Raw genomic sequence first — 11,741 nt, 5'->3', positions numbered from 1 at the left:
TGCTTTTTTTTAACTATTTCTAAACTTTATCTTAACATATTGATGTCAAATTACTTACATAACAACAAAACTTATTACTCTATCTTTTTCTATACTAAACGCCTTATTTATCTATAAAGATTAAGTAATTCTTATACTTAAATATAAAATGATGTGTGAGGGATAGTAGTGAAAATCCCACAGCATTAGGTGACTTGTCTTAGGAATTGTAATGGATAGCCCGACCTATAGGGGCACGCTCAGAAAATAATAGGTATTAATTTGCTAATTAGATTTTAGTAATTTTAATGACTATAGATTTACTTATCGGGGTATGACTCTTATCTGCATAATGATTATAGGGGACTAAAACATTGGTCTCTGGAAAATATGATGCTACATTACCTCTAGGGATATCATAAGGAACTACCAAAAAACTTGAGGCTAATCGCTCGTTATTATCATAATAACTTGTAAGATTAACTATATCTAGTTTTTCTAAGTTATGTTTTTGCATATCTTCTTTATTCATTAACACTACTCTTCTCTCATTATATATACCTCTATATCGATCGTCTAATCCATATATTGTAGTATTAAATTGGTCATGAGAGCGGATAGTCATTAATAAGAATTCGTTTTTACTGATATTGTGTTGTGGATTCTTACATATACTAAATTGTGCTTTTTGATTGGGAAGTTTACTAAAGTCTAACTCTCTTACGTTATTAGGTAGATAAAATCCTGATCCTTTGGATTTATTTTCTATATCATCAAATCCTTTGATTACCAGTTTTATCTTTTTTCTGATTAATTCATAATCTTCGCTAAGGTTTTTAAAGTCTACGGGGTGATTACCTTTAAAATATGTATCTGCTATATGCCCTATTATTTCGGGTTCACTTTTTAGAGTATCTGACGCTGGTTTTAATAGTCCTTTGGACTGGTGTACTTTTCCCATACTATTTTCTACGGTAAAGTATCTAGGTTTTCCTTTTTTATTGTCTAATTCGGATCGCCCGAGTGTGGGTAGTATTATGGCTGTTTGTCCTGTAACGAGATGTGACCTGTTAAGTTTAGTACTAATGGCTACGGTAAGATTGCAATTCTGAAGTGCTTGTGCTGTATATTCTGTGTCTGATGCTGCTGAGATAAAATTACCTCCTAATGCTATAAATACTTTTGCTTTTCCTTGGTGCATTGCTTCTATAGCGTGTACGGTGTCTAATCCTTCTTTATCTGGGGGTGTAAATCCGAAGGTATTTTCTATGGCTGTATTTAATACTGGGGAGACATGATGCATTATTCCTACTGTTCGATCTCCTTGTACATTGCTGTGTCCTCTTACTGGGCATGTTCCTGCTCCTGGTTTCCCTAAGCTTCCTTTAAGTAATAAGAGGTTTACACATTCTTTTATATTATCGACACCATTCTTATGTTGTGTTAGTCCCATTGCCCAACATATAATAATCTTAGTATTATTTGCTAATAATTCGACTGTGTCATTTATTCTTTTTTCTTCTACTCCGCATAATGATAGTAATTCTTCTTCTGTATATTGCTCTAGGTCTGCTAAGAGTTCTGCGTATCCTTGTGTATAGGTTTTTATAAATTGATGATCAAAAACTTTTCCTGTTTTTTGATCTCTTTTTGCTAGTTTTTTGATTATTAGTTTAAGGAGTGGTACGTCTTGATTTATTTTTACTTGAAGGTGTATGTCTGTTAGTGTTGCTCCTGAGGATAGTATTCCTTTTATTTCTTGAGGGTTTTTGAAACGTACTAATCCTGCTTCTTTTAATGGGTTTATACTAATTACTTTTCCTCCATTTTCTTTGCATTTTTGAAGTGCTGATAACATTCTGGGGTGATTTGTCCCTGGGTTTTGCCCTATGACTAGTACTATTTCTGCTTTGTCAAAATCTTCGAGTTTTACGGATCCTTTTCCTATTCCTAGTGTTTCACTTAGTCCTACTCCACTTGATTCGTGACACATATTGGAACAATCTGGCATGTTGTTGGTTCCGAATGCTCTTACAAATAGTCCGTATAAGAAAGCGGCTTCATTACTGGATCTCCCTGAGGTGTAAAATATTCCTTCGTCTGGTGAGTTTAGTTTATGTAATTCTTCTGCTATTACTTCGTATGCTTTTTGCCAAGAGATGGGTTCATAATGTACACTTCCTGGTTTTAGGATCATTGGCTCTGTTAGTCTTCCGCTTTTTCCGATCTGATAGTCTGACCAGTTTGATAGTTCTTCTACAGAGTACTTGTCAAAAAAACTGCTTCCTACTCTTTTATTGGTTGCTTCTTCTGCGATTGCTTTTGCTCCGTTCTCGCAATATTCTCCTAGTTTAGAGGGTTTTTCTGGGTCTGGCCATGCACATCCTGGGCAATCAAAGCCTTCTTTTTGATTCATCTTAGAGAGGATGTGCATTGATTTTACTACTCCCATTTCTTTAAAGGCGTGCTGTAATGCTACTTTTACGGCGGGCAACCCTGCTGCGTATTCTGCTGGTTCTGTTACTGTAATCCCTGTAAATGTTGTTGGTCCTAGGACAGAAATATTCCTTTTTTTGGTAGTACTCATTGCGTTATCGTCTGAAAAATTAACCCGATTATTAATTTCAAAGATACGTTTATCTATTGAAAGTGTTTTTGTATTGATAATATCACTGATCTAAACTATGCAATATTTTTAGTTGTGCTATAAAAAAGATACTCCAACTGGTCAAAAAGACGTTTGGTTTAACTCTGATTGTAAAAATTTCAACTCACGAGGTTAAATTTTTAACCTCGTGAGTTGAAATTTTAGCTTTGGAGATTGAATTTTTAACTTGTCTTCTTAAAATTTTAAGGTCGCATGTTAAATGCTTCGTCTTTTTAGTTAAATACTTCGTCAAAAAGATGCGTGACTTTACTTTTATCGTTAAACGTTTAATGGTTTGGGGTAAAATTATGGTCTTACTTACTAAATGGGACGTTTTTTTGAGTGAAGTCTTTATTTTTATTTTTTAAGTTGTGATTACAATGGATTTACAAAAAGAAATTCCAAACGATACCAAAGCGTAATACTGCGTCTCTTGTTGCATATCCTGGGGCAGAGAATTCATTGTTTTGTCTAAAGGCTTCTCCGATATTTTCGTATTTAAAATAAATTCGTGTTTGCCTTACTTTTCCATTAAAGAATATGTCAAACTGTGGATGTTCTCCTATTTCTTGATCATTTTGTACATAAAACTCTGCTAAAACAGGATCATAGGCATCTGCTTTGTAACTTGTGTAGTACTTAAATGTTACTCCTGCTTGTAGATATAGTGCATTTTTTTTAAACCAATGGTCCTGAAAATACAAACTGTTTCTAGTTACTACTTCTGGTACGTTATATATCTTATCTCCTCCATTAACATTTTGATACATGATTGTATTATCTAGCCCTAGCTTCCATAATTTTATTCCTTGGATAAGTTTTACTTTTAATACGTCTATAGTATTCGAAGATTGTAATGGTACAATTGCTTCGTTTGTGTTTTTTGTAAAGTAGGTGTACTTATTGATTGTAGAATAGCTTGCTTGTAATTGTGCTATTTTTTTAGCATTGAGGTTAATTTGTAATTTCTGTGTTTCGGTATTAGAGAAATTATTTTGCCAATTATAGTTAACGTAATCACTCTGGTAGAGTAGAAAATTATAATTTGGAGCTACGGAGCTAGCACTTATTTTTGCTTGGATATTATATTCTTCGTTTAAACTATATCCTGCACCTGCATTAAAATAGTTTCCTGTAAAATCTCCTGAAATGATATTTTTTCCGTCTGCAAATAACTGAAAACCTTTATAGCTGTTGGTATATTCTCCTCCTATTGTATAGAGCTCTCCTTTTATTCGGTTTGTTATATTGATCTGATTATCTGAGTTATCTAGTTTATTAAGAATTGAGTTGTATCCATAATTATAGTTAGAACTTCCTGCTGCTATACGTAGTTTTCCTAACCAAGTATTAGTCACATCTATAAATACTTGGTTACTAAAATCTTCTAAGGCTACTTTATCTGATAATTTTTCGGAGACATATGCTTTTCCTAAAAGGTCATTAGGGGCAATCTTGGCTTGGGTAAATCGAAATTTCTTATCTGTAAGATCCATTATATGACCTACTGATACTCCCATGGCAGTACTATCTGTTTTCTTGAGTATATCATACTGATGATTTAAGTAAAATCGTTTTCCTAATAGCGTGTTTTCTGCATCTTGATAATTCACAGATATCGATCCTCTATCCGCAAATCGACTCTCTTGTCCGACAGATTCTCCCCTTCCTAAATACTCATCAAGCCCCTGAGGTGATAATCCTCCGTTTTCTTGATTAAGTAGACTTTGTGACACAAAATGTGTGCGCATTTTATATCGGTTATTCTTGGTTGTATAACTTGCTGTTGCTCTAAAGTTACCTGAACTTGTTAATGCATGTTGAAATTTACCTAAGGATCGTACTCCTTTATATGCTACTGAAAGATTTAACCTTGGTGAAGTATTTACTGTAAAAAAAGCATCTAATTGCTGTCCTTGTTCAAAAGTAGTTTTAAAATACAATTCTGTAAGTGGTGTGGGAACGTGATAATATTTGATATCGTCGGCTTCCATAAAATTAAAATGTCTGGCTCTGGCTCCAAAAAGAGGTAATACATGGTCTTTTTCTTCTTGTTTTGCTAAACTATTATAGGATTGCCCCACATTATGGATCGGCTGTAGCTCAAAATCATCTCTACGTAGATAATTAAAGTTATAGTCTTTTTGTATTGTTAATGTTGTATCTACATAGGTAGTATCATTCTTTATGGTAATAATCTTATAATCGGTAATTGGCGGTTTCTCCTTTTTATCATCTTCTCCTCGATCTCTTAGAGATTTGTATGATTTATCAGATCCGTCTTTACTTATTCCAGAATTGGTGTCTATCCTTTCTTGTGCTTTAATTACCAAGGTTGATAGTACTATAACTATAAAAATTATGTTTTTTCTCATTCGAATGCTAAACTGTGACAAAAATATACTTTTTTTAATGAAAGTAAATAATCCTAGTTGTTTGTTTGAATTACTTTTTTATTGTGCTTGTTTTTGATTTTATAATTTTACAAATACCTTATATGCCATAATCATTTTTAAAAAATAGTTTTAGGTATTCTATTGATACTGTATCTTCGTGGTATGCTTACATTAAAATTACATCCTGATATTCTCGAATGTGGCACGGATGAAGCTGGTCGAGGTTGCCTAGCAGGTCCTGTCACTGCTGCTGCTGTATTGCTTCCTGATGATTTTAACAATACCATTCTTAATGACTCTAAAAAGCTTAGTGCGATTAAAAGAAAACATCTAAAACCTTTAATAGAAGACTCCTCTTTAAGCTATGGTGTTACACATATTTTTATGGAAGAAATCGATGAGATCAATATTCTAAATGCATCAATATTAGCTATGCAAAGGTCTATTGAACAGTTACAACCTCAACCAGAGCATATTATTGTAGATGGAAATAAGTTTAAACCTTATCATAATATCCCTCATACATGCGTTATTAAAGGTGATGGAAAATATCTAAATATTGCTGCGGCATCAATACTAGCAAAAACATATAGAGATGAGTTTATGGAAAAGATCCATGAGGAGTTTCCTATGTATAATTGGAAAAAAAACAAAGGGTATCCTACTGTAGAACATCGAGATGCTATCCGAAAATACGGAATTACAAAATATCACAGAAAAAGTTTTAGGTTATTACCAGAACAATACGCACTGGATCTTAAATAATTATATCTTTGGGGTTTATAAAAAGATACTATACTATGAATCTTTTTATATCACTTAAACTATAACATATATTTTGCAGACCAAAAAGTTATTTTTTTTTATTTTGACAACTACATATAAGAATATAAAACACATTCACATAATGAAAAAAATAGTTGTAGCTCTTATCATTTTTATTGCTATTTCTTGTGATGATGTATCAAAAAAGCCAAGTTCTTTAATAGATCACATCCCCAGAGATGCGCAAGTTATTATAAAGATTAATGATTTAGAAGGGGCTACTAGTAAATTACGAGATAATAATTTCATAAAAAACAATAAGCATATTGCTTTTATCAATTATCTTAAGAATCTATCTATCTTGGATAAAACAAATCAAACAGAGAGTTTATTATGTTTTTCTCCTTTAGGTAAGAATAGTTTTGAATACACTTATATTTCAAAATTTAATCCTGCTATAATCAATAATGATTCTCTTAATACTAAAACTATTGAAACTATAAATTATTCTAATCAGATAATTTATAAGATTTCATCAAAAGAAGATTCTTTTTTTGCAACTCATCAGGATAGCTTACTTATTGCTTCTTCTTCTCAGTTATTGATCGAAAATGCAGTTCGGTTAAAAACTAATCTAACACCGGTTGATAGAGATTTGAAAAAAGCATATGAAGTATCGGGTACTAAGAATGCTCTGTCTGTATTATTTAATGGGAAAAAACTACAGCATATTCAAAATTCTTTAGTTCCCAATACTACTCTAGAAAGTTTACACAATTTTAGTGGTTGGGTATCAACTGATGCAACTATAGAGCAAAATGCAATGTATCTGGATGGTATTGCTATAGAAAAAGATTCTTTATCGAGTACTATTGGAATTTTTGACAATACTGTCCCTAAAGAAAATCTGATTCCTAAAATTACTCCTGTTAGTGCAAAAGGATTTATCTCATATACTTATGATAATTACAAAATCTTAAAAAAGAATTTATCTATAGCTCAGGATAGAGAAGTAAATGATATCCCCGAGGACTTGGATCCTATGTTATCTTATGCATCAGAGATAGGACTTATTTTTCTGGAAAAAGAAGATGTATTGGTTATAAATTCTATAGATATTGAGACAACTAAAGAAGATTTATCAAAAAACAAAAAGGTAGAAACGTATAGAAATTCTACGATCTATACATATGATAATCCTTCTGCTTTTTCACAAACTTTAAATCCCCTTGTTAAAAATTTTGATGCAAAATTTTATTTCATCATAGACAATTTTATTGTTTTTGGCTCTTCTACTAATGCGCTTAAGGATGTCATTGCTAATATCATGAATCTATCCGTTCTGTATGACCAAGAGTATTATAAGGCAACTATGAAGAAATTAGCTTCTGAATCTTCTATATTAATTGTAGGGGCTATTAAAAATGTAAAAGAGTATATCTCAGAAAATACAACTAAAAACTACTCATCACAATGGAATACACTTAAGTATAAAGGGTATCAAATTGGAGTAATACAGATTATAAAAGAAAATGATTTTGCTCACATACATGGTGTTTTACAAAAAAACAAAGCAAAAGGTGCTGCTACATCTGTTTCTCAAACTGCATCGACAACCTTAGAGCATGGAATAATCAATAAACCTATACTGGTAAAAAATCATCGAACTAAGGGAATGGATATCGCTGTACAGGATGTAGAAAATAATTTATATCTCATCTCTGATAAAGGTGCTATTTTTTGGAAGAAGCAAATTGATGGTGAAATATTAGGAGAAATCAAACAAGTTGATATTTATAAAAATGGTAGATATCAATTACTCTTTACTACTGCTAATACGTTATACTTGCTTGATAGAGATGGAAAAGACGTGAAACCATATCCTAAGACTTTTGAAAAACCTATTACTCAGCCATTAGCCTTGTTTGATTATGATAAGAGTAAACGTTACCGGATTATTATTACGCAAGGTAATAAAGTGACTATGCTAGATATCAAAACGAAAAATGTAACTGGATTTAGATTTAAGGGTACAGAAACCCCTCTGAACCTCCCTCCGAAACATATTCGAATAGGTACTAAGGACTATATTGTAATTACAGAAGAGAATGGAGAACTTACAATTTTGGATCGATTAGGAAAAACCAGAATTAATGTAAAAGAAAAAGTTCGTTTTTCTAAAAATGAATGGTATCAGTATCTTAATAAGATTACTTCTACTACAAAAGATGGAAAACTAATCCAAATACAAAAAGATGGTAAGGCTGTAACTCAAAACCTAAATTTACATGAAGACCATAAAATAGTTGCCACTAATAAAACTTTAGTTTCGTTATCAGAAAATAAGCTTTCTATAAAAGGAAGAGTTGTAGAGCTTGATTATGGAATGTATACTGAGCCTAAACTATACTATATCAATAATAAGATTTACGTCACTATCACAGACATGCAATCTAAAAAAGTATATTTATATGATAGCAACGCTGAATTATTTCCTCATTTTCCTGTGTATGGTAATTCTGTATTAAGTCTTGGTAATATGGATAAAGATCCTAATCTAGAGTTTGTTGTACAAGGAGAAGAGAATAGTGTATTAATTTATCAAATTAATTAAAAGTGTACTAGAAGAGCGTAGTACTATCATATATAGATCAATAGTTCTAATTATTGATCTATATGTGATATAAACTCTGCTTTAAAAAGAGTAGTGAAGTGTTTTAATAACTTCTCTTTTATCTCTTCTTCATCTACTTTGTCAACTCCTAATTCTACATGTAATGAGGTAACTGTTTTGTCTTTGATTCCACAGGGGACAATATGATCAAAGTATCCTAAATTAGCATTTATATTTAATGCAAAACCATGCATTGTTACCCAACGACTAGCACGAACCCCCATAGCGCATATCTTACGTGCAAATGGAGTTCCTACATCTAACCATACTCCTGTTTCTCCTTCGCTTCTGGTAGCATGAATATTATATTCTGCCAGAGTAAGGATCACCATTTCTTCTAAAAAACGTAGATATTTATGTATGTCAGTAAAAAAATTATCTAAATCTAGAATTGGATAGCCTACAATCTGCCCTGGCCCATGATAGGTAATATCTCCTCCTCTGTTAATCTTATAGAATGTAGCTTCTTTTTCTTTAAGTTGTTCTTCGGATAATAAAAGATTACTAATATCACCACTTTTACCTAATGTATATACGTGTGGATGCTCTACAAAGAGAAAATAATTAGGTGTTTCTAAACCTGCTGCTTCTCTTCGGTTTTTGATTTTTATATCTAATATCCCTTTAAAAAGCTCTTCCTGATACTTCCAAGTTTCATTAAAATCCTTACAACCAATATCCTGAAATTGAATTTTTTTATTCATAGTTTACAAAGATACACTATTAAAAAAATAATTTCTTTTTTACTCCTCTAGCTCTAATTCTATATCTAATATTTTAGGGTTTTGCATATATTCTATTAGCCCTACTTCTAATATAAAACTTTTCATATCTAAACTAAACGTAGCTTTATCAGATGACATTTTTATTATTTTTCTTGGAAAAGTATACTTTAGCTTATACTTAGAACTTGCTAAAAACATTCTGGCTTTTTCTATACTATCTATACTTTTCTTCATTTTCTCCTCATCAACAATCTCTGCAAACCTATTAAATGTATTGTTTCTAAAACTATAATGTACTTTTACCCCATCATCTTCTGATGTTAAGGCTTTATCTATAGGATTTATAGTATTGCTTTTTTCTTCTGTTTTATTACTTACATTACCTCCCATAACCATAGAGGTTTTAAAATCACTAAATAGGTTACCTAATTCTGACACATCTTTAAACTCTTTATACAGATCCATATCTGCCTTACTAGAGTTTTTATTTACTACTACATGCATTTTAAAGTCTCTTAGTCTCTCTAATTTTTCTTGCATCTGTGTAGACAATTTAGAAATACTATCTTTATTTTTTTCTAAAAATTCTCTAAATACTACTGTTGTGTCTATATCTTTTTTTCCTTCTTCAGAGACTTTTTCTCCTCCCATTTTCATCAATTCTGATCCATCAAAACTCATTGTGATTTTACCTGTTCCATCTTCATTAAGGTTTAGGGTTTCTGAAAACTGACATCCTACCAATACTAAAATTGATACTATTGCTAAAAGAGAGAAACAAAATCTTTTCATAGGGGTTCGGTATATATTAAATTTCTTTATTCTTATTTTAATTTTATAAGTTATCATAACATAATCTCAAAGGTACAAGGATAAAAAAAGTAAACAGTTAACTTCTTTCTATTTTTGAATATCTACACTATAATAGTTGTTCTAAAGGTTTTTATTGTGTAACTTATTTACATCTTGTAGTATCCACTCTAACGCTGTATCTTTCTCTGTATTGTTTTTTACATACACATCTGGCATAATCCCATAACCATCTGGCTGTTTTGTGTATGGTGTATTAATCTTCATTAACCCTACTCTCATTTTTACTTTAGAATTAGGGAGTTCTAATTTTGTGAAAATTCCTGCAATAGTACCATTATATGCTCCTCCTGTTTCTTCTCCTACAAAAATAGCTCGTTTGTTTGCTTTTAGATGTGTTGATAAAATACTACTTGCAGAAAAACTCATTCCATTAATCAGCACATAAATTTTGCCTTTATAAAAATTTTCCTTGTTCTTTCGTAGTTTACTATATTTAAACTTATAGTGTGGAGCTCCATTTTCTTTTTTGACTTTAAACATCTGATATGTCATTACTATCGGAGAAAAGAGTGTTGCTACTGTTTTTTCTAACCAAGAATCACTATGAAAAAACGGGTATAAGAAACTTAAACGCTTTGTCATTTTTGCATTTTCTATAAAAACATATTCTTTATCCGTCAAATAAGAATAGAGTTCGTCGATTTCTGATATTCTACCCCCTAGGTTATCTCTTAAATCTATAATAAGATTTTCACAATTTGCAGCGTCTATTTTTGAAAAGCTTTCTTTATAGAATTTTTTAAAATTTCCTTTTGTAAAACTTCGTATATGCATATACGCTACTGTAGAGGCACTATCGGATCGTATAAATCTAAAATTCCTATTATACTCTTTTTTATAAGCATTAAATCCTCGTTTTTTATGTTCCTTACGTGTTATTTTTTCTTGTTGCTTTCTATTCTTTATTTCTAATTTATTTGGTTTTTCTTTTGTAATCCTTACTGTATCTTTTTCTTTTTTACTTTTCTTTTTTTGTTTACTATAGCTAGCACAGAGATAGTGAGTATATATCTTATCTCTTGTTTTTACTGTAATAGATAGACTATCTTTTCTAGGATGTGTTTTTGTATAAAAATAACCAAAACCACGGCTTACATATTCTGGAACAAAAGTGGTATTATATCCATCTCCAGTAGGTAATTCTTTAAAATAATTTAATAAATCACTGACTTTTTCACCTTCTATAGTTAGTAGTTCTGTTCCTGCAATGAGAGTACTATCCTTTCCATAATTTTTTTTAATAAAAAGCCTATCTCCGCTTCTTTGAAAACTTAGTGGTTTAAAAGAAAAACTTCTCTTTCCTTTTTCTCTTTTTTCTTTTTTTGTTTGCTTTTTATAGGGTGGATAAATAGCGGTATGTCCTTGTCGTATACTTGCTATTACAGGAGATAATTGTTTGTAGAATTCTATACTTGATATTGGTTTTTGTATAATTGCCTTTAATGCGTTTATTTTTTTGTCTAATGAGTCTTTACTGATATACCAATATAAATCTGGATGTAATCTCTGTAATTTATGATATGCATAATCAATATCTTCGTGTATTTCATCTGCATTGTGTAGTTTTTCTATCTGTTGATTATGTTTTTTTATAGAAGAACAACTTATTAACAAGGTTAATACTGAGCATATTATTACCTTTTTAATCATAAAAAATGAGTTTATTTTTTTTGAGGCTAAAT

The 11,741-nt window shown here is 31.0% G+C and carries 7 protein-coding genes; 2 read left to right on the top strand and 5 right to left on the bottom strand.

The window, feature by feature from the left end; translation table 11 throughout:
- Window positions 1-268: 268 nt before the first annotated feature.
- Complete coding sequence (locus N456_RS07595) at window positions 269-2,566, bottom strand: FdhF/YdeP family oxidoreductase (RefSeq protein ID WP_062055551.1); 2,298 nt, start codon at window positions 2,564-2,566, stop codon at window positions 269-271.
- A gap of 446 nt (window positions 2,567-3,012) precedes the next feature.
- Entirely contained in the window at window positions 3,013-5,001 is a 1,989-nt protein-coding gene (locus N456_RS07590; protein WP_062055549.1) for a putative porin, read from the bottom strand.
- A gap of 183 nt (window positions 5,002-5,184) precedes the next feature.
- Between N456_RS07590 and N456_RS07585 the strand changes: the two genes are divergently transcribed.
- Together N456_RS07585 and N456_RS07580 are read left to right on the top strand one after the other, a co-directional pair.
- Window positions 5,185-5,787, top strand: a complete 603-nt coding sequence (locus N456_RS07585) for a ribonuclease HII (protein ID WP_062055547.1) — start codon at window positions 5,185-5,187, stop codon at window positions 5,785-5,787.
- A 142-nt stretch (window positions 5,788-5,929) separates the two neighbouring features.
- A complete protein-coding gene (locus N456_RS07580) occupies window positions 5,930-8,401 on the top strand; it encodes a hypothetical protein (RefSeq protein WP_062055545.1) in 2,472 nt (823 codons plus the stop codon).
- Window positions 8,402-8,451: 50 nt separating this feature from the next.
- Here the strand turns inward: N456_RS07580 and lipB are convergent, their stop codons facing one another.
- The 3 genes from lipB to N456_RS07565 form a co-directional block, all read right to left on the bottom strand.
- Window positions 8,452-9,165 carry a lipoyl(octanoyl) transferase LipB gene (gene lipB / locus N456_RS07575; RefSeq protein ID WP_062055542.1) on the bottom strand — a complete coding sequence of 238 codons (714 nt, stop codon included), beginning with the start codon at window positions 9,163-9,165 and terminating at the stop codon, window positions 8,452-8,454.
- 39 nt (window positions 9,166-9,204) lie between these two features.
- The gene (locus N456_RS07570) at window positions 9,205-9,978 is read right to left on the bottom strand and encodes a hypothetical protein (protein WP_148639233.1); all 774 of its coding nucleotides are present in this window, start codon (window positions 9,976-9,978) and stop codon (window positions 9,205-9,207) included.
- Between the two features lie 141 nt (window positions 9,979-10,119).
- Window positions 10,120-11,709: a S41 family peptidase gene (locus N456_RS07565; protein WP_062055538.1), complete on the bottom strand. Its 1,590-nt coding sequence runs from the start codon at window positions 11,707-11,709 to the stop codon at window positions 10,120-10,122.
- Between the last annotated feature and the right edge of the window lie 32 nt (window positions 11,710-11,741).

The organism is Aquimarina longa SW024, assembly GCF_001401755.1.
GTDB classification, from domain to species: domain Bacteria; phylum Bacteroidota; class Bacteroidia; order Flavobacteriales; family Flavobacteriaceae; genus Aquimarina; species Aquimarina longa.
Note: the sequence above shows the minus strand (reverse complement) of the source record. Positions and strands in the feature narration are given on the sequence as shown.